The following is a 25,827-nucleotide window of genomic DNA, read 5'->3' on the forward strand; positions in this document are numbered from 1 at the left end:
TTTCGATAAAAGGACGATGAATAAATATTCATAAAGAGTGCGTCGTAAGTAATTAGACGCACTCTTAAACATTTTAATATTCATCTTCTCGATATCCAAAGTCTCTTAGGTATGTGATTTTATTTCGCCAATCCTTTTGAACCTTTACCCAAAGTTCTAAATAAACTTTTGAACCTAGGAGCATTTCAATATCTTTTCTTGCTTGAATTCCGACTTCTTTTAGCAAAGAGCCGCCTTTACCAATGATAATCCCTTTCTGCGAATCCCGTTCAACCATAATCGTGGCATTCACGTGAATGAGGTTTTCATTTTTTTCATCCCTGCGAATTTTATCAATGACAACCGCTACAGAATGAGGTATTTCTTCTCTCGTTAAATGTAAGACTTTTTCACGAATCAGTTCTGATATGATAAAGCGCTCTGGATGATCTGTAACTTGATCGCTTGGATAATATTGAGGCCCCTCCGGTAAGTAGTTTTCAATTGTTTCAAGCAATCGTTCTACATTATTCCCTTCCAAGGCAGAGATTGGAATGATTTCTGCAAAATTCATTTTTTCTCTATAAACATCAATAATTTCTAATAATTCATCTGGATGAATTTTATCTATTTTATTAATCACTAAAAACACCGGAGTATTCGTTTCACTTAACAATTCCATAATGAACTCGTCGCCTTTGCCAATCTTTTCTTCTGCATTAACCATAAACATAATTAAATCTACTTCACGCAGTGTATTTTTAGAGACCTTCACCATAAATTCGCCTAGTTTATGCTTCGGTTTATGAATTCCTGGTGTATCAATAAATACCATTTGGCTTTTTTCTCTCGTCAATACACCTTGTATTTTATTTCGAGTTGTTTGAGGTTTATCCGACATAATAGCAATTTTTTGGCCAATTACACGATTTAAAAATGTCGATTTTCCTACGTTTGGTCTACCAATAATTGAAATGAATCCTGATTTAAAACGATGATTGTCATGCATCTTTCATATCCTCCGAATTAAAAGCACTTGGTAATAATTGTTTTACAGTTGTTTTTTGTATTTTTCCTTGTAAATTTGCTAAATAAACAGGCATCTCTGGTGAACAAAATTCAGCCATTACCTGTCTACATGCACCGCATGGAGAAACGGGATTTTTTGTATCGGCAATGATAGCAATTGCCTCAAATTCTGTTTCCCCTTCAGAAACGGCTTTAAAAATTGCAGTTCGTTCTGCACAATTTGTCATACTAAAGCTAGCATTTTCAATATTACAACCGTGAAAAATTCTCCCGCTCTTCGTCAATAATGCGGCTCCAACAGAAAATTTAGAGTAAGGAGCATAGGCTTTTTCACGGGCGTGTTTCGCTTCATTCATTAACTTTTGTACTTCCATATGTACGGATACGCCTCCTATTACATGAGAAACCATTTGGGCAGAAAAATAATCAATCCAATGAAAATGCTTGCGATTGCGGAGATGAGGACTGCACCAGCCGCTACATCCTTGGCTGCTTTTGCAAGAGCATGATATTCTGGTGAAACAAGATTGACGACTGTTTCTATTGCAGTATTCACCATTTCTAACGCAATCACAAGGGCCATCGTTAAGATTAACACCAGCCATTCCGCTGAACTTAATTGCGAATATAAACCTGCAATCGTAACCAATACAGCACAAGTAACATGGATGCGCATATTTCGTTCTTTCATTGCAAATCGTATTCCTTCAATTGCATAGTGGAAAGAACGAAAAAATTTACGCATGCAAATCACGACCTAAGCCGTATGATGTGAGAATTTCCTCTTGTCTTGAAAACATTACTTTTTCGTCTTCTTCCGTCATATGATCATATCCTAATAAATGCAAAAATCCATGTACGGCAAGAAAACCAAGTTCTCTTTCAAATGTATGCCCGTACTCTTCTGCCTGTTCCCTCGTTCGATCGACAGAAATAATAATATCACCTAGAACACGAGGTAATTCTCCAACTCCAATAATTTCGATTTCTCCTTCGCCCATTTCTTCTAGGGCGAAGGAAATAACATCTGTCGGCTGGTCTTTGTCACGGTATTCACGATTTATTTCATGTATCTTTTCATTAGTTACAAAGGTAACAGAAACTTCTGCATTGTTGATATTTTCTAGTTTCGCAGCATGTTGAAGCAATTTTTCAACAAGTTCGATATGTTCATCGCTTAATTTATTTGTCTCATCTAAAAAATCAATTGTTAAAGTCATAGTTCCTCCTAATTTTTATCCTCTTTTGGATACTCAATTCTAGAGTGGAATGTACCATTTAGTGTTTCACAAAGCACTTCTTCAATTATTTTTAACTCCTTAATGGAAATATCGCATTCATCAAATTGTTGTTCCTCTAATTTATTTTTAATAATCGATTGCACTAAATTGCGAATTTTGTCAGCATTAGGTTGCTTCATGGAGCGAGCGGCCGCTTCTACACTATCAGCGATGCTAATGACCGCAATTTCTTTCGTTTGAGGTTTTGGCCCCGGATAGTGGAAGATGGACTCATCTTTTACTACGCCTTGTTCTTTTGCTTTATGCAAAAAATATTTTAACGAACTTGTGCCATGATGTTGAAGTGCAATATCAATAATTTCTTGTGGCATTTTATGTTTTTGTAAAATTTCTGCTCCATCATTTGTATGGGCTATAATAATTTCCGCACTTCTTTCTGGTGGCAGCGAGTCATGTGGGTTGATACCTGACATTTGGTTCTCGACGAAGAATGCAGGACGTCTCGTCTTCCCAATATCATGATAATAACTTCCTACTCGAGCGAGCAATCCATCTGCTCCAATGGCTTCACAAGCTGCTTCCGCTAAATTTGCAACCATGATGCTATGATGATACGTTCCAGGTGTTTCAGTTAATATTTTTTTCAATAGCGGATGATTTGGATTCGATAATTCGATTAATTTCATTGTCGACAAAATTCCAAAGGCTGATTCAAAGAATGGCAACAATCCCATCGTTAAAGCGCCAGACAACAAACCTGAAACTACTGCTGCCACTCCGTAAAATAATAATTCTAACGGTTCATAATGGGATTGGGACATTAATAAATAGAATGCAATAAATAATATATTAATAATAACTACAATTCCACAACCCTTTAATATATCAGAACGATTTTCAATCGATTTCATAAAGTAAATGCATGCATAGCCACCAAGCAATATATACAATGCAATTTCCATTTGCAATACTGCCGAATACCCTTCTTGGAATATAACACCTGCCGATGCGGCCGTGAGTAATGTAACTAGACTTGCAACTTTATGAGATGCTAATAAACATACAAGCATAGTCGTTAAAGCAGAGGGAAATAAAAAGGCTATTTGGACTTCAAAATCATCTAATAAATTAATAAGTTCCATAAATCCGATTGAAAATAGATAAACAATTACCGTTGCAACAACTTGTTTTCGGTAAGCCCGTAATCAAATAACGCATATAATATATTTGGCACCTTCGGTACGATAGACGTATCAATTAAAGGAGGTGCCATATCTATGTCCAAAAATAAATTAACAATTGTCCCTGTTAAACTTAATCCTCTTCCAACTGAAGCTACTTCGTTTCATTCTCCACATGATGCAGCTAAACCAGGTTGCGTCATTAAAACTGCTCTCGCTGAGATTTCCTTCTTTAATGGCGTAGATGAGCACATTATTCAAACCATTATGAGGGAGTTGAAAAATCTATGAAACATGATTTTACGAGCGTAAAAAATATTTATATTATTTGCGGGAAGACCGACATGCGAAAAGGTATCGATGGTCTGGCTACGCTCATTCAAGATTCGTTTCAATTAGATCCATATGGTGATTCAATTTTTCTATTTTCAGGTTGGAGTAAGGATCGCTATAAATGTTTGTATTTCGATGGTGATGGATTTGCGATGCTTTATAAACGCTTGGATAATGGAAAATTACAATGGCCAAAAAATGAAAATGAAGTAAGAAAACTCTCTCAACAAGAACTACGTTGGTTGTTAGAAGGATTATCCCTTCAACAACCGAAGGCTATTGTAAAATCTAAAAAAGGTGTCTTTTAATCAAAACACTTTCAATGGTATAATTATCCATAGTATATATTGAACGAAATGTGGTGAATGATTTGGGCAACACTTCTATGCAACAAAAAGAACGATTGATTCAATTACTGGAACAACAATTAGCACATTCAAATAAGCAGAATAACGAATTAGCAAAGAAATTGGAGCAATCGTTGAAACAAATTGAGGTGTTAACTGAACAAGTTCGCCAATTAACAAAAGCTTTATATGGTTCTAAATCTGAAAAGTCTAAGTATCGAGCGCCTGATGGGCAAATTTCTTTATTTGAAGATGAAGATGACCCTTTTTTTAACGAATCTGAGCACACAGAAGAACAAAGCACGGAAACAATTTGTTATACCGTTACTCGTAAAAAGACAAATAAAAAGCGAAATGATTCCTTTCGTGGAGATATTGAAATAGAAGAAATTCATCATCATCCAGAAAACATAATTTGTGACTGTTGCCATGGAGAAATGGTGGAATTTAGTTCAGTCCTTGTGCGTGAAGAGGCGAAATTTATTCCAGCAACAATGAAACGGGTACAACATTTTGAACATGTATACGAATGTAAAACATGTAAAAAAGACAACTTACAAAAAGCTCAAATTAAACGTGGGAAAGCACCACAAGGTGCCATTCAAAGAAGTATTGCCGGGCCTACTGTTCTAGCGAAACTTATTTATGATAAGTTTATTCAGTACTTACCTCTCTATCGTCAGGTAAAGGAATGGGAACGTTATGGTTTACTAACGAATGATAAAAATTTATCGAATTGGGTCATTCGTGTATCTGAAGATTGGCTACAGCCCTTATATGACTTGATGAAGCAGCAGCTAATGAAAAAATCAGTGTTACACATTGATGAAACTTATTCGAAAATCATCAAACGTTCCGATGGAAAGGCTCCTCAATCAAACGCCTATAATTGGGTGTGTCGTAGCGTCCAAAGTGAAGGTCCGATTATTGTTTTATTTAAGAGTGCTCTATCTCGTGGACGAGCTATCTTAGAAGATTTAATCAAGGACTTTAAAGGAACTGTCATTTGCGATGGTTATTCAGCTTACAATCAATTGCCTAATGTGAAATTCGCCAACTGTTGGGCCCATGTACGTCGATATTGGTTAAAAGTAGACAGTAAGAATGGTCGAATAGGTGTGGAATATTGTGATCGGTTATTTCATATCGAGCGTAAAATAAAACATCTGTCACCAGAAAAACGTGTGCAAATTCGGCAAAAAGAAGCTAAACCCATCATCGACGAATTTTTTGATTGGATTGATCGCTCACCTTTCTTCGGTAAAAATGCCATTGCGAAAGCTGCGGAATATACATTGAGCCGAAAAGAAGAGTTAAAGGTGTTTCTCGATAACGGAAACGTTGCCATTGATAACAATCCAGCTGAAAATGCCATTCGTCCCAATGTGATTGGTCGAAAAAACTGGCTTTTTTCTTTTAGCGAAGCAGGTGCAAAAGCAAATGCGATTTGTTTAAGTTTAGCTGAAACAGCCAAAGCAAATGGGATTGACTTCTATCGATATTTAGTAAAGCTGATGACAGATCTTCCTAATTTACCAATTCATCAGCAACCTGAAATTTTACATGACTATCTGCCTTGGTCTGAAAATATCCAAGCCACATGTGCAAAATAGCCAGCTAACCGAAAAAATTTTCAGTTAGCTGGCCATTCGTCGTGCGTACCGAAAGGTGCGCTATTTTTATTTCGGGCTTACTGTTTTCGCTTTTTTTGCACATCGATATTAAGTTTGTCAAATAGTAAAAAAAGAAAAGTCATTTGCAATATAACTAAAATGGCTAATCCCAATATTGGTTTAATAGATGCCTTATTATTTGTCATCCCTAATAATTCCAGCTGTCGATATTTTTCTCTGTCAATCAATTCTCCTTCTTGTACGATAATTTGACCTTGTAAAATGCGAGTTGGTTCAACTGCTTCCCTTGCTCGTTGTTTTAATTCTTCAGTTTTTTCTTCATCCAACGTTTCCGTTTCGACAACTGCTACCCTTCCTAAAATAACTAATGGTGGTATAAGGGAATTACTAATACTCTCATGTACACGAATTTTTGATTCTAATTCATTGCGCACGGATGTGACATTTTCCTTGCGTATTGGGACCGATAGAGTATCTTTCACTAGTTGAATCAATGTGGTATGAGCTTTACTTAATTCCTTTTCGTCCACAGTGATAAAAGACCATAAATGTTCATCTGTGAATCGCAGGGAAGTTTGACTTTCAGCGATTTCCTTTAATTTATCTTGAAGCAGTTGAATTTGCTCTTCTTTCAATAGTATTCTAGTACCGTTTCCGGAAATTTCTTTTCGGACGTCCAAAATAATTTCATATATTGTTTCAATAAGTGCCACCCGATGATCGACAATTTCTTCATCAAAGACATATACGGGTTCCACAGCATCTTCTGCTGCTTGTCTTTCCTTCTCTGTTTTCTCAGTATCTTCTACGGTTTTCACAGCTCGTATTGTTTCTGGAGCTAATTGAAATGGTTGGACATCATATGTATCTCCTCGAACATTGCCAAACATGATAAAAAACTGTAATAGGCCAGTAATAAATAATATAGAAATCAGTAATAGACGAAAACCGAACATGTCCAGTAATTTTATTAAGTGCTTGTCCATAACGCACCCCCAATATTGTATATTAATAGTTTATCAATTTCTCGTTCGTTTTTCATTGGTATAATTGGATTCTTTAGTAAATAAAAAATGTGTACGAACAGGCGTACACATTGTTATAGTTCTTGATCAAAATAGGCTTGAATAATTTTTGCCACAAGAGGATGCCGTACTACATCTCCTGCTTCCAAATAGGTAAAATGAATATCTTTCACATTTTTCAATACTCGTTCAGCAATCATCAATCCAGATTCTACATTTTTTGGTAAGTCGATTTGAGATTTATCTCCTGTAATAACCATTTTGGAACCAAATCCTAAACGAGTTAAAAACATTTTCATTTGCATATGGGTTGTATTTTGAGCTTCATCCAATATAACAAAAGCATCATCTAACGTACGACCACGCATATAAGCAAGTGGAGCAATTTCAATTGTTCCCCGCTCAATTAATCGTTGAGTATGTTCTGTTCCATAAATATCGTGTAAGGCATCGTATAATGGCCGTAAATATGGGTCAACTTTTTCTTTTAAATCCCCAGGTAAAAATCCGAGCGACTCTCCTGCCTCTACAGCTGGACGTGTTAGAATGATTCGTTTAACATGTCCATTTTTTAATGCTTGTGTTGCCATGACTACTGCTAAATATGTTTTTCCCGTACCTGCAGGCCCGATGGCAAAAACTAAATCATGAGAACGAATAGCCTTTATATATTCACGTTGACCCATCGTTTTGGCACGGATAGGCTTGCCATTATGAGTTCTACCTATTTCAACGTCATATAACTCTGAAAAATATTCAAGTGTTCCTTTATTTAACATTTCAATGGCACTTGAAACGTCTCTTAAATCAATATTAATGCCTTTACGAATAACTTTTAATAATTCTTTTAGCAACAATGTTACTTGCTTCTTTTGTTCTACTTCACCTGTAATTTGAATGATTTCACCGCGAGTAATGATACGACAATTAAATGATTCTTCAATTAACTTTATATTAGCATCGCCCATTCCTAGAAGCATAATTGCTTCATTTGGGTTTTCAACATGTAACTCTGTTAATTCTTCAGCCATATCTAATCTCCTTGACTAATTGGATATTCTTTCGCAATATTTTCGTTTACCAAAAAAAGGACTTTCCCTTTAACTTTATCATCATCGAAGGTAACGTGCAAAATATTTTCTTTCTTGATAATCGTTTTTGGAGGTAGTGATTTTAAAATTTTTTCGTGCAATAGCGGCAAAATAAATGAGTCGATTTGATCTTCTGACAGTTCTTGTACAGTTGTTATATAATTTTGCGTCTTTTTGATTTCGATGTAATTTGAAATCCAATTTGGCAATTTGATTTTTTGAAACGATGGCTCTTTCTCCTTTTCATCGCTATTTTTCAATCCAAATGTCCACTTGCTGTCAGCGGCTGAAATGTATTTGACTTTCCTCGGTATCTCAAAACTCGTTTCTAGCCAGTAATCAGCATATACTTCTCCCTGCGCGCCCACAGCCATATATTCATCTTCACCCACAGTAATGACTCCTGATACAAGAACATCTCCTTTATACACAGTCATATTTGGCATGACTCGACGTTCACCGCTTGTAATATTAAAATGAGTTATCACGCCACTTTTCGAAGCAACTAAATGATATAGTCCGTCGCTTTTCTTTTCTTTATTTTCTGTTATTGGTGCTAGTTGAGGAACAATCGTCATACTGCTCCCCTTTTTGATAATATGCACCCAAGAAAGATCACGTACTTCTTCCATAATGGTTTGTCGTATTTCAAAATCGGATACAAGTTTTCGTTTTAACGCAGGTTTGTCTAATTGTAATTTTTCATCTATTATCATTTCAACTTTCGCCTTCAATTCTGGCGTACTTGCTTCCACTTCAACTTTCCAAATAAATTGTGAACAGATGATGGGGATGAAAATCAACAGTATAATGCCAATAATTGTCCAACTAGTTTTTTGAAATATCCTTGATTGTTGCAAGTAACGAATTTTTACTTTCAAATTTAATTTTTTCCGCAATGAACGTACAATAGTCACATCTTTTCTAGAAATTTCAAATTTGACTTCATCCTCTAAAAACTCTAATTCTCGTAATTTCACCCGATTTTGTTGCAAGCGTCGAATCAATTCATGAACGTTTCCACTACGGGAAACACGAATTTCTACAGGGCGGCTATCGTATAATTTCATTTTCATTCACCTGTCGCTTCATTTCAAAATTTTTTAACTGATCAACATGTACTAAAATTTCTTCTTCTTTTAGTACATTAATATGTACTTTGTCAGCCTCAATCATCACGAGAAAGCCTTCATAATAAAACTTGCAATGATGCTCCGATGCTTCTAAAAATTTATAGTTACCAATCATTCGTAATTGGCGACAATTCATCATTTCAATTATAGGGTCAATCTGGAATAATTTTTTCAAAAAAACTGCCCTCCCTTTCACCAAGTATATGCTTAGGAATGGGAGGACATGATTTTTTACCGTTTTTTCGATTTTGGTGGTCCTAAAATTTCTTGTGTAATGATAGCATTCCTTAACGCTTCTTTTGAAGATAAGAAAGGAAGTTTGTGATTTACCCTTGGATGAGATGTCGTTTCTTTCATTTTGACAGGTGTTTGATTTGAACGTTTTTTTAATTCGATTTTATTGGGTACAGGTTGTACTTGTTGTTGTATTGGTGATGGTTCTTGCGGTTTCATATCTACCATTACCGGCTCTTTTTTCTGGTTTTCTTCCTTTTCTTCCGTTAATTGTTTCATTACTTCTTTTGCAAATTCATCTAATGTTTTGATTTCAATTTTTGGTCTTTGACGATGCTTTTTTTGAATAGGAGGGGTAGATTGATCATGCCGCTTTTTCGACGAGCTAAAAAATGAACTAACTAGGGCTATGGTGATAAATAGAATTAAACTCTCCAACTATAACACTCCTTTCTGGAGGAGTATCTCTTAATCCTCTTGTTGATTCTTTGTCACATTTGCAATAGAATCACGCATTGCAGTGTCCGCTTGAATATTTTTGTAATTCATATAATCCATAATTCCTAAATTACCAGAGCGTAAAGCTTCCGCCATTGCCAACGGTATTTGTGCTTCAGCTTCTACTACTTTTGCTTTCATTTCTTGGGTTTTAGCAACCATTTCTTGCTCTTTCGCTACTGCCATTGCACGTCGTTCTTCCGCCTTCGCTTGAGCGATATTTTTATCAGCCTGAGCTTGCTCAATTTGCAATTCTGCCCCAATATTTTTACCAACATCCACATCTGCAATATCGATGGATAAAATCTCAAAAGCTGTTCCGGCATCTAACCCTTTTTTCAACACAGTTTGAGAAATCAAATCTGGATTTTCTAAAACTTTTGAATGGGATTCACTCGAACCAATCGTTGAAACAATCCCTTCACCAACGCGGGCAATCACCGTATCTTCGCCCGCACCACCGACTAAACGGTCTAAATTTGCACGTACAGTAATTCTTGCCTTAGCCTTTACTTCAATCCCGTTAAGGGCAACACCAGCAATAAACGGTGTTTCAATAACTTTAGGATTTACTGACATTTGAACCGCTTCTAATACGTCTCGACCAGCTAAGTCGATTGCAGCGGCACGTTCAAAAGATAATTCGATATTTGCTCTTTGCGCAGCAATTAATGCATTTACAACGCGGTCAACGTTACCACCAGCTAAATAATGGGACTCTAATTGATTGATTGTCACATCTAAACCTGCTTTATGAGCCTTAATTAATGGATTTACAATACGACCAGGAATTACTCGACGTAATCTCATTCCAATCAAAGTTAAAATGCTTACTCGCACGCCAGCAGCTAAAGCGCTAATCCACAGACCTACTGGTACGAATGTAAAGAAAATTCCTAATACAATGATTGCAAAGACAATTCCAACAATGGAAGTGACGAATAAACCATCAATAAACATCATGTTTAATCTCCCTCTTTCTCTTTTATTTCTCTAACAACAATGCGTGACCCCTCTACTTCAATCACTTTAACTTTTTTGTTGGAATCGATGTAACTACCTTCTGAAACAACATCGATTCTTTCATCGTCCACTAAAACCGTTCCTGAAGGACGCAATGGTGTAACCGTTATTCCTTCTTTCCCAATTAAATCAATTCGATTGACGTTGGATACATAACCTTCTTCTGTGGAGGTTGCCTCCTTCAAGACGAGTTTGCTAAAGACATGTAAATTTTTTCCGAAAAACTTCACTAATACCACCATTCCTATTATGGCAATTGCCAATGCTATGATAATTGAATAAGCCATATGAACGATGCTTTCACCAGCAAATAATAGACTGATGATCATAATAGCACCACCAATGAGGCCTAAAATTCCTCCAGGTACAAATAGCTCAGCAATTAGTAAAACAAAACCAATTATAAATAGTATAATCGTTTCAAAACCAGCAAAACCTGCTACTGTGTGGCCGAAGAAAAATAAAATGAATGAAATTATACCAATGATACCCGGTGCCCCAAAACCAGGAGAAAATAGTTCTAGCACTAAACCTAGAGAGGCGATTGTTAACAATAAGGTTACCACAATCGGGTTCGTTAAAAATCTAGCCAGTTTTTCAGCAAATGTTTCATGAATGGAAAAAACTTCGCTATTCTCAAAACCTGTTTTCGCTAACAATTCATTTAAATTTTCAACCGTTCCATTAGAGTATTCTATTCGATAGGCTTCTTCAGCTGTTAGTGTTAACAGTTTCCCTTTCGGACTATTCAATTCTGGCAAATCAAGACTAGCATCCGCCATCGCTCGAGCATAATCTGGATTTCGATTGGTTGATTCTGCTGCAGCTTGCATATTTTTAATCCATGCGCTATTCGCTTTTTCACTTGCAGCATTTCCATTCATATCGATAATTTGTGCCGCTCCCATCGTCGCATTTGGTGTCATATAGATTTCATCTGCATGAAGAGCGATATAAGCACCTGCTGAAAGAGCTTTTGAATTAATGAATGCTATAATTTTGGCAGGCGTCTCATCCATTAATTTTCCGATATCGTAAGCGACGTCAACATAGCCACCAGGGGTATGTATTTCAAGTACGATAGCATCTGCTTTATTTTCAATCGCCTCTTTAAAGGAACGTTTTAAAAATTCATATAAACCTCTTTCGACTTCATTTTCTAAAGGAATGTGATACACTTTTTCTTTCGCAAAAGTATTATTCGGAAATAAGAAAAACAATGTAGCTGCTAAAAGTACAATCCATCGGAAAATGTGCGGCTTATTCATTTGTTCCCTCCTTCCTCAATATAGTTTACGTCTCAATTGAATGAAAAGTTTCAAATTTTTCATTTAATACTTAATTATATTGTACATGAAAATCAATTGTTGTTCCTCTGTTAAGTATGTTAATGATTAAATCATTAATGCAAAAAAACCCTAGTATTTGCTAAACAAATACTAGGGTATGATTTACTAAGCTAAAGTGTATCTTACGCGTGTTACGAACGAAGGGTATAATTAGATTACCACTTGCGTTTACGTGCAGCTTCAGATTTTTTCTTACGTCTTACGCTTGGTTTTTCATAATATTCGCGTTTTCTAATTTCTTGAATTGTACCACTTTTAGATACAGTTCGTTTGAAGCGACGAAGAGCATCTTCAAGTGTTTCGTTTTTTCTTACGACAGTTTTTGTCATCTCTTTTCCCTCCCTCCGAACACACGTCAATACACAGAAAACATGCGTTAATTGTGTACTCGAAAATTATAGCGTATTGTAAAAATTGAGTCAATAGAAATCCTATAAAGTTTCTTCAATAATTCTGACTCCGCTGCTAGTACCAATACGATTTGCTCCAGCCTCCAACATTTTTTTCATATCAGAAAAACTTCTAATTCCACCTGAAGCTTTCACGCCAACATGTTGGCCAACAGTTTTTCGCATTAATGCGACATCTTCTACAGTGGCACCTTTTTTTGAGAATCCTGTTGAAGTTTTGACAAATGCTGCACCAGCATCAACTGCCAATTGACACGCTCTCACCTTTTCTTCATCGGTTAACAAACATGTTTCAATAATTACTTTTACAATTTTTCCACCCGCAGCATCAATAACGTGTTGAATATCTTCTTTCACTCGTTCATAATCACGCGTCTTAAGCAATCCGATATTAATGACCATATCAATTTCATCTGCACCTTGTTCAATTGCTTGTTTTGTTTCAAATATTTTTGTTTCCGTCGTTGAAGCTCCGAGAGGAAAACCAATGACTGTGCAAACTTTAACGCAAGTGTCCTGCAATAAACTTTTACAATACTTTACCCAATATGGATTCACACAAACAGATGCAAAGCCATATTTTCTTGCTTCTTCGCACAATTTTCCAATTTGTTCTTCCGTTGCATCTGGTGAGAGCAACGTATGGTCAATATATGAAGCATAGTTTGTTGTCATAGTAATAGCTCCTTTAATGTATTATTTATTCTTGTCCAATTGCCATTATGATAACATACGAAAATCATTCATATTAAGGTGAAAATTGTTCAATGAATAAAAAATGCGCATTCCTGTATCTGTACAAGAATGCGCAATGATTATTATTGAACTTGTTCTTCTAATACACGAACAAATTGCCCCTCATTATATGGATATCCCGCTTTTGTAATCTTCACTTTAACTAGTTTTCCAATGAGATCTGGCGTTCCTTCAAATACAACTCGCAAATAATTATCTGTATAACCGGCTAACATGTTTGGGCCAAATTCTTTCACATGTTCTTCCGGAATGACTTCCAACACTTCCCCTTCAAATCGGGAAGCGTACTCTTTCGCCAATTGATCATTTAATGTGATTAACCGGTGTACCCGCTCATTTTTCACTTCCTCATCGATCTGGTTTTCCATCCGGGCCGCCGGAGTTCCTGTCCGTTTGGAATATGGGAACACGTGAAGTTCCGCAAATTTATGTTCTTTTACAAAGTTGTACGTTTCCATAAATTCCTCTTCCGTTTCACCCGGGAAACCGACGATGATGTCGGAAGTGATCGCCAAATCCGGCAATGCTTCTTTCAATTTATTCAACCGTTCCGCAAAGAACGCCATCGTATATTTGCGGCGCATGCGTTTTAATACCGTATCCGAACCGGATTGAAGAGGAATGTGCAAATGGTTGACCACAATTTTCGATTCGCGGAGTACGTCAATGACTTCATCCGTCAATTGGGAAGCTTCAATGGATGAAATTCTCAAACGCTTGATACCTTTCACATTCGCTTCGATGTCACGAAGAAGCTGCGCCAAATTATAATCTTTGAAGTCTTGTCCGTAACCGCCTGTGTGGATGCCGGTCAAGACGATTTCCAAATAGCCTGCATCGACAAGGGCTTGAGCTTGTTTGATTACTGCTTGTGGATCACGTGAACGCATTAATCCGCGCGCCCATGGAATAATGCAGAAGGTGCAGAAGTTGTTGCAGCCTTCCTGGATTTTCAATGAAGCGCGGGTGCGGTCCGTAAAATATGGAACGTCCATTTCTTCAAACACACGGTTTTTCATGATATTGCGGACTGCGTTGATCGGCTGTCTCTCTTTGCGGTACTGCTCGATATAATCAAGCATTTTCGCGCGATCTTGCGTACCGACTACAATATCTACGCCGGGGATATCCATAATTTCCGCCGGGGATGTTTGGGCATAGCAGCCTGTCACGCAAATCACCGCGTCCGGATTTTTACGGATCGCCCTGCGGATGACTTGGCGGGATTTTTTGTCCCCTGTATTTGTCACCGTACACGTATTTATCACATAAACGTCTGCCTGTTCTTCAAAATCAACTCGTTCGTAGCCATGTTCTTTAAATAATTGCCAAATGGCCTCGGTCTCGTAGTGATTCACTTTACAGCCTAATGTGTGAAAGGCCACAGTTTGCAAGGCAACACACCTCTTTCATTCAAATTCATATGATATGGCAGAAAGCACATATAAAGGTGCCGTTTCCGCTCGTAATATTCTGGGACCCAAAGCAACAGTGACTGCGCCTTGTTCTTTAAAGGCTTCCACTTCTTTCCTTGAAAGTCCACCTTCCGGCCCAAAAATAAATAAAATGGACTTCGATTCTTTATCATACACTTTTTTTAGCTTGTCCGCAAATCTTGTGTGCTTACCCTTAGCCTCTTCTTCATCAGCAACAAATACTGCATCATATGAAGGAAATGTTTCCAATAGTTGTTTAAATGAAAGAGGAGGGGAAATAATCGGTACAAATGTTCGATGGGATTGTTCAGCAGCTTCCTGAGCGATTTTGGATAGCCGTTGGATTTTCTTATCGCTCTTTTTTTCATCCCATTTGACGATGGATCGTTCTGCTACAAAAGGAATTAATGCATGCATGCCAAGCTCTGTCCCTTTTTGTGCTATAAATTCAAGTTTATCTCCTTTAGGCAAACCGCAAGCAATGTCTACTTGAATGGGCATTTCTGGAGAAGGAATTGTTTCACCCGTTTGCTCTACTAACACATCTTGTCCAACAGAAAGAATCGTGCAAAGATAAGCAATTTCCTTTTGCACGACAATAATTTTGTCTCCTTTTTGCATGCGCATTACTTTCGAAATATGCCGAGCACTTTCGCCTGTAATTGTCAATTGTTTTTGTTCATTAAATGGTTCATCAACAAAATACCTTTGCATTATTTCCTCCTAAAAGTAAGGAGTTGCCCTAAAGACAACTCCTAAAATTATTTTTTCGCAATGATGGATACCCAATCCTCCAGCATTAATACTTCTTCAATAATAAAACCTGATTTTTCAAGAGCACTTTTCACAACTTCTTTTTTCGCACCGATGATTCCAGATGTAATAAAGAATCCACCCGGCTTGATAATCGAATATGCATCATCTGTAAATGTCATGATGACTTCAGCTAAAATGTTCGCTACGACAACATCCGCTTCCGTTTGTACCTTTTCTAATAGATTTCCTTGCTCCACTTCCACAATTTTCTCGACATGATTTAGCTGAACATTTTCTTGTGCTGACTTCACAGCTACAGGATCTAAATCGAAAGCATGCACTTTATTTGCACCTAGTAGAGCTGAAGCAATGGATAAAACTCCTGAACCGGTACCAACATCAATGACTACGTCGCCCGCTTTCACCGTTTTTTCAAGAGCCTGTAAACACATGACCGTCGTCGGGTGAGTTCCTGTACCAAAAGCCATGCCAGGATCTAACTCAATTATGATTTCGTCTGAATTTTTTGGATGATAATCTTCCCAAGTAGGTACAATCGTAAATCGCTCTGACACCTTAATTGGATGATAGTATTGTTTCCAAGCAGTCGCCCAGTCTTCTTCGTGAACTTCACAAGTTGTTAATATATTTTCACCGACATTAATATCAAAATTCTTTAAATTTGCGATTGCAAGTTTTATCTCCTCGATAGTTTCCGCTAAGAAGCTGGATGCAGGAAGATAGGCTTTAACGACCACCCCTTGTGCTGGATAATCATCGGGATTTAATTCATAAATTTCTCCATATTGATTTTCACGATTTTTACTAAGTTCTGAAGATTCTTCAATGACAACTCCGCTTGCTCCAGCCTCATGAAAAATATTCGATACCGCTTCCACCGCTTCAGTTGTTGTTAGTACTGATAATTCAGTCCATTTCACTTGCAATCACACTCCACTTTTCTATCATTATTCCTTATTTTGTTTCACCTTTAAAAGTTTTTTTCAATTTATCAAATAATGAACTTCCTTGTTCTTCAGAAATATCACCGCTAATTTCAGCAAATTCCCGCAATAGTTGTTTTTGCCGTTCTGTTAATTTCGTCGGAGTCACAACTTTTACATTCACGTATTGGTGACCTCTTCCATATCCATGAATATTTTTTACACCTTTATCTTTAATTCGGAATTGAGCGCCCGATTGAGTACCTGCTGGAATTTTTAATTTCACTTTTCCATGAATTGTTGGAACTTCAATTTCATCCCCTAAAGCTGCTTGAGGGAACGTAATTTTTAATTCGTAGTAAATATCGTCTCCATCTCGTTCAAAATAAGGATGTTTTCCAACACGAAAGACAATATATAAATCCCCAGGTGGTCCACCATTAATGCCTGGTTCTCCTTGACCAGATACGCGTAATTGTTGACCGTCATCGATTCCTTCTGGGATAGTAATTTTAATTTTTTTCCTTCTTTGTACAGTTCCTTTTCCAGCACAAGTCGAACATTTTTCCACGATTATTTTACCAGTGCCCTGGCAATAGCTACAAGTACGACGGTTGACAATGCGGCCTAATGGAGTATCAATAGCTTGGCTCATTTCCCCAGTACCGTTACACTTATCACATGTTTTTGGTGTTGTACCAGGTTTTGCACCAGAACCGTTGCACGTATCACATTGTTCTTCCCTCGGGATTTCGATTTCTGTTTGTTTACCAAATACTGCATCTTCAAAAGAAATGTTCATACGATATTGTAAATCGTCACCTTTTCGAGGGGCATTCGGATCTCTTCTGCGTCTTGAACCACCAAAGAAAGTATCAAAAATATCTTCGAAACCGCCAAAGCCACCGAAGTCACTAAATCCTCCGCCGCCAAAACCGCCTTGTCCATTGACACCTGCATGGCCAAATTGGTCATATTGTGCTCTTTTTTGATCATCACTTAATACTTCATATGCTTCACTAATTTCTTTAAATTTTTCATCTGCACCAGGTTCTTTATTAAGATCGGGATGATATTTTTTCGATAATTTTCGATATGCCTTTTTTATTTCATCCTTCGTTGCGTTTTTGCTTACGCCAAGGACTTCATAATAGTCGCGTTTCATACCTCACACTCGCTCTCTTTTACATAAGGTCTATTTTATCATATATGCTAAAGATTGAAATGAAGTTTATTTAAACCATGCTAATAAAAGATGAAAAAATTTAACACAGTTTTCTATTTCTATGATGTATCTGCCACAAACGCTACATTAAAAATTGCATTATTTTAATGTAAGCGTGTGCGAAAGATACTTTACCTTATAATGCTATCATTCAGTCTATATCATGGAAAAAGTCAAAGACCAAAAACGGCTTTGACTTTCTTGCTTTCCAATTATTCAATCAACCAATATTGACAATACAAATCGAAAGGCGGTCAACGAAGGAGGGTTTATTTATTAGAACCGCCTTTCGCTTATATCATTGGCAATTTATTATTTATCGTCTTTTACTTCCTCAAAGTCTGCATCTACTACACCGTCATCTTTTTTGTCTTCTCCTTGAGCATTGTTTGCTTGTGCTTGTTGTGCAGCTTGTTGATATACTTTCATCACTAACGGTTGTAAAACACCTTCAAGTTTTTCTTTTGCAGACTTGATATCATCAATTGAACCTTCTTTTAATGCTTTCGTTAACTCTTCTTTTGCATCTGTCACAGATTTCTTTTCATCTTCTGTAATTTGATCGCCTAAATCCGTAATTGTTTTATCAACTTGGAACACTAATTGGTCTGCTTCATTTCGAAGGTCTGCTTCTTCTTTACGCTTTGCATCCGCTTCAGCGTTCTCTTCTGCTTCTTTAATCATGCGTTGAATTTCTTCTTCTGATAAACCAGAGTTCGATTGAATAACAATTTTTTGCTCTTTGCCAGTGCCAAGATCTTTTGCTTTAACAGACACAATACCGTTTTTGTCGATATCAAATGTTACTTCAATTTGTGGTACACCACGTGGAGCTGGTGGAATATCTGTTAATTGGAATCGACCTAATGTTTTGTTATCTGCTGCCATTGGACGTTCTCCTTGTAAAACGTGAATGTCCACAGCTGGTTGGTTATCTGCAGCAGTAGTGAAAATTTGTGATTTTGATGTTGGAATTGTTGTGTTGCGTTCAATTAATTTCGTAAATACTCCACCCATTGTTTCAATACCTAATGAAAGCGGAGTTACGTCCAACAATACGATATCTTTCACGTCACCAGAGATTACGCCACCTTGGATAGCAGCTCCCATCGCTACCACTTCGTCTGGGTTTACCCCTTTATGTGGTTCATGACCTGTTTCACGTTTCACTGCTTCTTGTACAGCAGGAATACGAGTAGAACCACCAACAAGGATTACTTTATCGATATCAGATGCAGAAAGTCCAGCATCAGAAAGTGCTTGACGTACAGGGCCCATTGTGCGTTCTACTAAGTCTTTTGTTAACTCTTCAAATTTCGCACGTGTCAATGACATTTCAAGGTGTAGAGGACCTTCTGGGCCAGCTGTGATGAACGGTAATGAAATTTGTGTAGAAGTAACGCCAGATAAATCTTTTTTCGCTTTTTCAGCAGCATCTTTTAAACGTTGCATTGCCATTTTGTCTTTAGATAAGTCTATGCCATGTTCCTTTTTAAATTCTTCAACTAAATAGTCAATAATTTTTTTGTCAAAATCGTCTCCACCAAGTTTATTATCACCTGCAGTAGCAAGCACTTCGAATACACCATCACCAAGTTCAAGAATGGATACGTCGAATGTACCTCCACCAAGGTCGAATACTAAGATTTTTTGGTCTTCATCTAATTTATCTAAACCATATGCAAGTGCTGCAGCAGTAGGTTCGTTAATGATACGCTCTACTTCAAGACCCGCAATTCGTCCAGCATCTTTTGTCGCCTGACGTTGTGCGTCGTTGAAATAAGCTGGTACTGTAATGACAGCTTTTGTTACTTTTTCTCCTAAATAGTCTTCGGCATAGCTTTTCAAATATTGTAAAATCATTGCAGAGATTTCTTGAGGAGTGTATTCTTTATCCTCAATCTTTACTTTATAATCAGTCCCCATGTGAGACTTAATAGAGAGAATTGTATTTGGGTTTGTTATTGCTTGGCGTTTTGCCACTTCCCCAACTAGACGTTCTCCATTTTTAAAAGCAACAGCAGAAGGTGTTGTACGGTTTCCTTCTGGGTTCGGGATGATTTTAGGTTCTCCACCTTCTAATACAGCCACACAAGAGTTAGTTGTTCCTAAGTCGATACCAATAATTTTACTCATATTGAATTTTGCCTCCTATTTCACACAAATTTCATTCAAATTTCAATTATTCATTTACTGAAACCATGGAAGGTCTTAATACGCGATCTTTCAATTTATAGCCTTTTTGTAATTCCTTCAAGACAATGCCAGATTCTTTTTCTGAATCTGATTCTTGCATTACAGCCTGATGAACATTTGGATCAAATGGTTCACCAACAGCCGGAATCACTTCTAGCCCTTCTTTTTTCGTCGCATCTATGAGGGCATTATAAACCATTTCAATTCCTTTATATAGTGATTGAGCATCTTCTGAAGTAACTTTTACTTGAAGCGCCCTTTCAAAGTTATCAATTATCGGTAATAAATCTGTTAATAAGCTTTGAGCACGATATTTTTCTGCCGCTTGCAGGTCGAGCTGACTACGGCGACGCAAATTTTCAAAATCTGCTCTTAATCTTAAATAACGATTTTCTTCTTCTGCTAATTTTGCTTCTAACTCGGCTACTTTTGTTTTATATTCTTCTACTGAAAGTTCTGCTTGTGAACTTTCATCAGCCGATGTATCTTCCTCTACATTCACGACTTCCTCGCCTATTGTTTCTTCTGAATTCGAGAAAGTTGCTTCTTCTTTGAATGTTTGTTTTGTTTCACCGTTTTCAACTGCTTCTTCTAGTTGGTGTTTGTTTTCTGTTGTTTCGGACACTGATAATCCTCCTTACTGTCCATCATTCAATTTTTCCGAAAAAGTTCTTGATAATCCTCTTCTTACAATGTCAAGTAACGTCACGACCCGCTTATAGTCCATTCGCGTTGGCCCGATAATGGCAATGGCTCCGCTCTGCTCTTCACCAGCAGTATAGGAAGCGGTAATTACACTGCAGTTTTCGACTGCAATATGATTGTTTTCAGAACCGATTCGAATCGTAATGCCCTGTTTCACTGGCTGAAACAGTGAAATTACTTGGTTTTTCTTATCCATTAATTCCATCAACTGGCGGACTTTATTTAAATCATGAAATTCCGGCTGATTCAGCATATTTGTTTTTCCGCCAAAGTAAATTTTACTATCATTTTCCACAGATGCAACTTTTATTAACGAAAGAATGAGGGAATCAGCCATATGAACATGTTGTTTTAATACTTCATATGTTTCTTTTTCTAATTTACTTTGCAAATGAATTAACGGCACACCAATTAACCTTTCATTAAGAATGTTAACTGTTTTTTCAATATCGGAAGCATCAAAACCTTCAGGTAATGCTATAACTTGGTTTTCTACATGACCCATATCTGTTACGATAATCGCAACAGCTGTTTGTTTTGAAAGAGGTATAATTTGAAAGCGTTTAACCCGATGATCCGTTACATTTGGACCAAGTAGAATCGCTGTATAAGATGTTAATTCGGATAAAATGCTTGCTGATTCACGTATGATTTGTTCAATTTCAACCTTTTGTTTTTCAAAAATGGATTGTATTAAATTTATTTCATGAACAGACATACGTTTCGGTTGCAGTAGGTGATCTACGTAATAACGATATCCTTTTTCTGAAGGAATACGTCCAGAAGAAACATGTGTCTTTTCTAAATACCCAAGCTCCTCTAAATCTGCCATTTCATTTCGAATTGTGGCAGGTGAGTAATTAATTCCTTTTTTCTTGGAAATTTGACGTGATCCAACAGGCTGAGCTGATATCACAAAATCATCAACGATTACTTGCAATATTTGTAATTGACGATCAGTTAACATTGAAACCACCTCTGTTAGCACTCATAAAAAGAGAGTGCTAATACTATAATTAAATTAACAAAACTATGAATTAGTGTCAACGAAATAACCTACTCGTACAATAAAAATTGTTGAAACACTTCATTTCCTAAAAAGCGACCTTTTCTTGTTAGTTTTACTCGACCTTCCTCTTCCATCACTAACCCTTCATCCATCAGTTTGCTTATAATCTCACCATATTTTTCATTTAATGAAAATCCTATTTTCTTTTCAAACTGGTGGTACGAAACTCCTTCATTTTTTCGTAATCCGAGAAACATTTCTTCTTCACATTTTTCGTTAATCGAAACTTGATGGCGATGAAGAGTTGGCAGCTGTCCCATATGGATGGATTGTAAATATTTTTTGATAGGTCCATAATTGGAGTAGCGAATGCCATTCATATACCCATGGGCACCAGCACCGAAGCCTGCATATTCATCGTTATCCCAATAAATTTTATTGTGAAGCGATTGAAAACCTTCTTTTGCAAAATTACTAATTTCGTATTGAGAAAGGCCGCTATCCTCCATACGCTCCATCAACAAATCATACATTTTCGCTTCCTGTTCTTCAGGTGGCAAATGCAACATTCCTTTTGAAAACTGAATGTAAAAAATAGTCTTTGGTTCCACAATTAATGAATATGCAGAATAATGGGGCAAGTTTAGTAGAAGAGCTTTTTCTAAAGTATCTTCCCACAGTTCAATTGACTGTCCAGGTAGCCCGTACATTAAATCAATGTTAATGTTCTGAAAACCAACAGCAATCGCATTGTCAATTGCTTTATAAACATCATCATTGGTATGTGTTCTCCCCAGTTTTTGAAGAAGTTGTTGGTCAAATGATTGAACCCCTAAACTTAAACGGTTGACCCCACCATTTTTCAATGCTCTTAATTTTTCTATTGTTAATTCATCTGGATTAGCTTCAGCAGTGAATTCTATTACATCGATGTTTAAATGTTTTGCAATTAATTCTAGCAAACGGCTGATTTGATTGGGAGATAATGCTGTTGGTGTACCTCCACCTAAGTAGATTGTTTCTATATTTTCAAATTGCTCCGGCATATTATTTACAGCCATTGCAATCTCTTTCCCAACTGCTTCAATATATTCATCTACTGGCTGATTGTGAAAAAACACTTTATTAAAATCACAGTAATTGCATATTTGATGACAGAAAGGAATATGGATGTAAACTCCTCGAACCATTCTATCCCTTCTTTCTTTAACACTATTTATCTTACTATTGTACCGTTTCAATCATAAAATTCAATGTAACAAATAAAAAGCCACCCGATTATCGAATGGCTTTTCCAAATTTTTGTTTAACTTAGTTCTTTTCGTCATCCATTTTTAATACTGCCATGAATGCTTCTTGCGGAATCTCAACAGATCCTACTTGCTTCATGCGCTTCTTACCTTCTTTTTGCTTCTCAAGGAGTTTACGTTTTCTGGAAATGTCTCCTCCATAACATTTCGCTAACACATTTTTACGTATTGCTTTAATTGTAGAGCGGGCAATAATTTTTGTTCCAATAGCCGCCTGTACAGGTACTTCGAATTGTTGACGCGGAATAATATCTTTTAATTTTTCAACAATGACTTTTCCTCTTTCGTACGCAAAATCACGATGTACAATGAAGCTTAATGCGTCGACTTGATCACCATTGATTAAAATATCCATTTTCACAAGTTTCGAAGGTTTATAACCAATTAACTCATAATCGAATGAAGCATAACCTTTTGTATTCGATTTTAAGTGATCGAAGAAATCATAAACGATTTCTGAAAGTGGCATTTCATAAAAGATGCTCACTCGTGTTGAATCAATGTAATCCATGTTGATAAATGTGCCACGCTTTTTTTGGCATAATTCCATTACCGCACCAACATAATCGTTTGGCACCATAATGGTTGCTTTGACATATGGTTCTAACACTTGGTTTATTTTTTGTGGTGCTGGCATCATGGAAGGGTTATCCACACTAACTTTTGAACCATCCGTTAATTCCACTTCATAAATAACAGATGGAGCTGTCGTAATAAGGTCAAGCTGGAACTCTCTTTCTAAGCGTTCTTGCACAATTTCCATATGCAATAAACCTAAGAAACCACAGCGGAACCCAAAACCTAATGCTTGAGATGTCTCAGGTTCAAATTGTAATGCAGAATCATTTAGTGCAAGCTTTTCTAATGCGTCTCGTAAATCGTTGTATTTTGCTGTATCGATTGGATAAAGGCCGCAAAATACCATTGGATTTAGCTTTCGATAACCTGGCAAAGGTTCTTTCGCCGGACGATCCGCATGGGTGATTGTATCCCCCACATTCGTGTCATGAATATTCTTAATTGAAGCAGTAATGTAACCTACATCACCAACCGTCAACTCTTCAACAGGAGTCACTCTCGGCGTATGTACACCTACTTCTACCACTTCATATTCCGCATTTGTTGCCATAAATCGAATTTTATCTCCAGGTTTTACTGTTCCGTTTACGATTCTTACAGAAACAATAACACCTTTATAAGCATCATATAATGAGTCGAAGATTAATGCTTGCAGAGGTGCATCTGGATCTCCTGATGGAGCAGGTACTTTTTCAACAATTTGCTCCAAAAGCTCATCAATACCGATGCCTGCTTTTGCACTCGCTAACACCGCATCTTCCGCATCGAGACCAATCACATCTTCAATTTCATTGCGAACTCTTTCTGGATCAGCTGCAGGTAAATCGATTTTATTTATTACCGGCAATATTTCTAAATCATTATCCAACGCTAAATAAACGTTTGCTAGTGTTTGCGCTTCAATTCCTTGCGCAGCATCCACAACTAAAATAGCTCCTTCACATGCAGCTAAACTTCTTGACACTTCATAAGTAAAATCGACGTGTCCTGGAGTGTCGATTAAATGGAAGATATAAATTTCCCCATCTTTTGCTTGATACTTTAGCTGAACAGCGTTTAATTTAATTGTAATTCCACGTTCTCGTTCTATGTCCATCGAATCTAGTAGCTGTTCTTTCATTTCTCGCTCTGTTAAAGCTTTCGTTTTCTCCAAAATGCGATCCGCTAATGTAGATTTTCCATGGTCAATATGAGCTATTATTGAAAAGTTTCTAATGCGTTCTTGTCGTTTTAAGCGTTCTTCACGATTCATATTTCCACTCCTAACAAATGCCTCCATGCGATTTGAATCTAACCAAAGTCATTTGGTTTTCGCAGGAGGCTTTTCACCTTTCACTATATACTGCTATTTTGTGTTGTTTTTCAACATGATTTTACAAAGTTACAATAAACTAAGTTGAATTATACTATGAAGTATGGCGTAAGCACAATAATAAACAAGATAAGCAAATAAAGGGAATCTTTATTCTTATTCTATAAAATAATCATAATTGCCTTGTGAAAATAAAAAATAGCGTTTAAAAGTCATTCTCTTAAACGCTACTTGAAAATATAAATTTATTGTTTTGCAATACTATTCGCCACCGCTTGCGCCATTACGGCAACAGTACGATAAACTTCATCTTCTGTATTATCAATGCCACCAATCTCCACTAATATCATTTCTTTTGCCAAATCTTGATTATATACCCCATCCACACCGCTGCCTTTTTTCTCAATAATACCTCTTGAAATATTTGGTATAATTTGATTCATTGAATCACTTAAGGCTTGAGCAAGCGTTTTATTAGATTTATAATTTGGATTTTCTGCACCAATAACAAAAGCTACTTTCGCATAGGAAACATTTTTATGAACAATCGTTGTTTTATTTCGAGAAGTAGAATCTCGATGAATATCCAAAATCAAATCATAATGATTTGATTTTAATTCTTCGGCAATATATGGCCTAGCTGTTTTATAAGCCTCATGAAAAGCTTTGCCATTCTGCTTCATGACATTCATTACATCTACATCAAGAGTTGTCGCAGAAATTCCATTTAACCGAAAATAATCTTCAAACAAACTTTGCATGGAAAATAAATTTGAATGATCATCGTATACAGCGACCATTCCCTTTTCATTCTCCACGAAAGGCTTATACGTTTCATGGGAATGGGTAAACACGAGCAACACTTTAAAAGGATCTTTTGGAGGCACAACATCAGATACTACTAAATCATTCGATGCATAGACTATCTTTTCTTCTGGTGTGGCAGGAACAAATTTCTCGTTGTTTGGAAAAGGTAATAGTCCTGTAATGATTGGTAACAAGAAAAAGAAAAGCAATAACAGTACAAATCCTTGAATTTTTTTAATCATAGCATCCTCTCCTTCCACTACGATATGGAAGAAAGAGAATTTT

At 36.8% G+C, this 25,827-nt stretch carries 26 protein-coding genes and 1 pseudogene; 3 read left to right on the forward strand and 24 right to left on the reverse strand.

Annotated features, from left to right (window positions below; genetic code table 11):
* Positions 1–73 precede the first annotated feature (73 nt).
* From era to NST98_RS04435, 5 genes and pseudogenes are all read right to left on the reverse strand, one after another.
* The gene (era, locus tag NST98_RS04415; protein WP_340714535.1) at positions 74–988 is read right to left on the reverse strand and encodes a GTPase Era; all 915 of its coding nucleotides are present in this window, start codon (positions 986–988) and stop codon (positions 74–76) included.
* The gene (locus NST98_RS04420) at positions 981–1,382 is read right to left on the reverse strand and encodes a cytidine deaminase (RefSeq protein ID WP_340705404.1); all 402 of its coding nucleotides are present in this window, start codon (positions 1,380–1,382) and stop codon (positions 981–983) included. Before NST98_RS04420 ends, era begins: the two co-directional genes overlap by 8 nt.
* Before the next feature lie 20 nt (positions 1,383–1,402).
* Positions 1,403–1,753: a diacylglycerol kinase family protein gene (locus NST98_RS04425; RefSeq protein ID WP_340705403.1), complete on the reverse strand. Its 351-nt coding sequence runs from the start codon at positions 1,751–1,753 to the stop codon at positions 1,403–1,405.
* Positions 1,746–2,228 carry an rRNA maturation RNase YbeY gene (ybeY, locus tag NST98_RS04430; protein WP_340433167.1) on the reverse strand — a complete coding sequence of 161 codons (483 nt, stop codon included), beginning with the start codon at positions 2,226–2,228 and terminating at the stop codon, positions 1,746–1,748. The genes NST98_RS04425 and ybeY overlap by 8 nt, the downstream gene beginning before the upstream one ends.
* Positions 2,229–2,236: 8 nt before the next feature.
* A pseudogene (locus NST98_RS04435) lies at positions 2,237–3,442 on the reverse strand (HD family phosphohydrolase); the annotation flags it as partial.
* A gap of 84 nt (positions 3,443–3,526) precedes the next feature.
* On the opposite strand from NST98_RS04435, the gene NST98_RS04440 reads away from it, so the two are divergent.
* The 3 genes from NST98_RS04440 (at position 3,527) to tnpC (ending at position 5,723) form a co-directional block, all read left to right on the forward strand.
* Positions 3,527–3,721 carry a hypothetical protein gene (locus NST98_RS04440; RefSeq protein ID WP_340714536.1) on the forward strand — a complete coding sequence of 65 codons (195 nt, stop codon included), beginning with the start codon at positions 3,527–3,529 and terminating at the stop codon, positions 3,719–3,721.
* Entirely contained in the window at positions 3,718–4,071 is a 354-nt protein-coding gene (gene tnpB, locus NST98_RS04445) for an IS66 family insertion sequence element accessory protein TnpB (RefSeq protein ID WP_340714537.1), read from the forward strand. Before NST98_RS04440 ends, tnpB begins: the two co-directional genes overlap by 4 nt.
* A 77-nt stretch (positions 4,072–4,148) precedes the next feature.
* The gene (gene tnpC, locus NST98_RS04450) at positions 4,149–5,723 is read left to right on the forward strand and encodes an IS66 family transposase (RefSeq protein WP_445684053.1); all 1,575 of its coding nucleotides are present in this window, start codon (positions 4,149–4,151) and stop codon (positions 5,721–5,723) included.
* 77 nt (positions 5,724–5,800) lie between these two features.
* Here the strand turns inward: tnpC and NST98_RS04455 are convergent, their stop codons facing one another.
* From NST98_RS04455 to spoIIP, 19 genes are all read right to left on the reverse strand, one after another.
* Complete coding sequence (locus NST98_RS04455; RefSeq protein ID WP_340714539.1) at positions 5,801–6,730, reverse strand: hypothetical protein; 930 nt, start codon at positions 6,728–6,730, stop codon at positions 5,801–5,803.
* A gap of 113 nt (positions 6,731–6,843) precedes the next feature.
* Positions 6,844–7,800, reverse strand: coding sequence for a PhoH family protein (locus NST98_RS04460; RefSeq protein WP_340714540.1), 957 nt, complete (start codon positions 7,798–7,800; stop codon positions 6,844–6,846).
* A gap of 2 nt (positions 7,801–7,802) precedes the next feature.
* On the reverse strand, positions 7,803–8,936 hold the full coding sequence (locus NST98_RS04465) for a sporulation protein YqfD (RefSeq protein ID WP_340714541.1): 1,134 nt from the start codon (positions 8,934–8,936) through the stop codon (positions 7,803–7,805).
* Positions 8,914–9,168, reverse strand: a complete 255-nt coding sequence (locus NST98_RS04470; protein ID WP_016838567.1) for a hypothetical protein — start codon at positions 9,166–9,168, stop codon at positions 8,914–8,916. The genes NST98_RS04465 and NST98_RS04470 overlap by 23 nt, the downstream gene beginning before the upstream one ends.
* Before the next feature lie 56 nt (positions 9,169–9,224).
* Complete coding sequence (locus NST98_RS04475) at positions 9,225–9,665, reverse strand: hypothetical protein (protein WP_340714542.1); 441 nt, start codon at positions 9,663–9,665, stop codon at positions 9,225–9,227.
* Between the two features lie 30 nt (positions 9,666–9,695).
* The gene (gene floA / locus NST98_RS04480) at positions 9,696–10,688 is read right to left on the reverse strand and encodes a flotillin-like protein FloA (protein WP_340714543.1); all 993 of its coding nucleotides are present in this window, start codon (positions 10,686–10,688) and stop codon (positions 9,696–9,698) included.
* A gap of 2 nt (positions 10,689–10,690) precedes the next feature.
* Entirely contained in the window at positions 10,691–12,016 is a 1,326-nt protein-coding gene (locus NST98_RS04485) for an NfeD family protein (protein ID WP_340705400.1), read from the reverse strand.
* Positions 12,017–12,252: 236 nt separating this feature from the next.
* Positions 12,253–12,426 (reverse strand): 30S ribosomal protein S21, encoded by a 174-nt coding sequence (rpsU, locus tag NST98_RS04490; protein WP_016838571.1) that lies wholly within the window; start codon positions 12,424–12,426, stop codon positions 12,253–12,255.
* A gap of 102 nt (positions 12,427–12,528) precedes the next feature.
* Positions 12,529–13,182 (reverse strand): deoxyribose-phosphate aldolase, encoded by a 654-nt coding sequence (deoC, locus tag NST98_RS04495; protein ID WP_340714544.1) that lies wholly within the window; start codon positions 13,180–13,182, stop codon positions 12,529–12,531.
* A 143-nt stretch (positions 13,183–13,325) separates the two neighbouring features.
* Positions 13,326–14,657, reverse strand: a complete 1,332-nt coding sequence (mtaB, locus tag NST98_RS04500; protein ID WP_340714545.1) for a tRNA (N(6)-L-threonylcarbamoyladenosine(37)-C(2))-methylthiotransferase MtaB — start codon at positions 14,655–14,657, stop codon at positions 13,326–13,328.
* 15 nt (positions 14,658–14,672) lie between these two features.
* Positions 14,673–15,413, reverse strand: a complete 741-nt coding sequence (locus NST98_RS04505) for a 16S rRNA (uracil(1498)-N(3))-methyltransferase (RefSeq protein WP_340714546.1) — start codon at positions 15,411–15,413, stop codon at positions 14,673–14,675.
* A 47-nt stretch (positions 15,414–15,460) separates the two neighbouring features.
* A complete protein-coding gene (gene prmA, locus NST98_RS04510) occupies positions 15,461–16,396 on the reverse strand; it encodes a 50S ribosomal protein L11 methyltransferase (protein ID WP_340433206.1) in 936 nt (311 codons plus the stop codon).
* Between the two features lie 34 nt (positions 16,397–16,430).
* Positions 16,431–17,564 (reverse strand): molecular chaperone DnaJ, encoded by a 1,134-nt coding sequence (gene dnaJ / locus NST98_RS04515; RefSeq protein WP_340705399.1) that lies wholly within the window; start codon positions 17,562–17,564, stop codon positions 16,431–16,433.
* A 372-nt stretch (positions 17,565–17,936) separates the two neighbouring features.
* Positions 17,937–19,760: a molecular chaperone DnaK gene (gene dnaK, locus NST98_RS04520; RefSeq protein ID WP_340705398.1), complete on the reverse strand. Its 1,824-nt coding sequence runs from the start codon at positions 19,758–19,760 to the stop codon at positions 17,937–17,939.
* 46 nt (positions 19,761–19,806) lie between these two features.
* Complete coding sequence (gene grpE, locus NST98_RS04525) at positions 19,807–20,445, reverse strand: nucleotide exchange factor GrpE (protein WP_340705397.1); 639 nt, start codon at positions 20,443–20,445, stop codon at positions 19,807–19,809.
* Between the two features lie 12 nt (positions 20,446–20,457).
* Complete coding sequence (gene hrcA / locus NST98_RS04530) at positions 20,458–21,492, reverse strand: heat-inducible transcriptional repressor HrcA (RefSeq protein ID WP_168412331.1); 1,035 nt, start codon at positions 21,490–21,492, stop codon at positions 20,458–20,460.
* 89 nt (positions 21,493–21,581) lie between these two features.
* Entirely contained in the window at positions 21,582–22,724 is a 1,143-nt protein-coding gene (hemW, locus tag NST98_RS04535) for a radical SAM family heme chaperone HemW (protein WP_340714547.1), read from the reverse strand.
* Positions 22,725–22,845: 121 nt separating this feature from the next.
* Complete coding sequence (gene lepA, locus NST98_RS04540) at positions 22,846–24,675, reverse strand: translation elongation factor 4 (protein WP_016838581.1); 1,830 nt, start codon at positions 24,673–24,675, stop codon at positions 22,846–22,848.
* A 305-nt stretch (positions 24,676–24,980) separates the two neighbouring features.
* Positions 24,981–25,784 carry a stage II sporulation protein P gene (gene spoIIP, locus NST98_RS04545; RefSeq protein ID WP_016838582.1) on the reverse strand — a complete coding sequence of 268 codons (804 nt, stop codon included), beginning with the start codon at positions 25,782–25,784 and terminating at the stop codon, positions 24,981–24,983.
* Positions 25,785–25,827 lie beyond the last annotated feature (43 nt).

Origin of the sequence: Ureibacillus sp. FSL W8-0352 (assembly GCF_038004345.1) — a bacterium.
In the GTDB taxonomy this organism is placed as follows: Bacteria; Bacillota; Bacilli; order Bacillales_A; family Planococcaceae; genus Ureibacillus; species Ureibacillus thermosphaericus.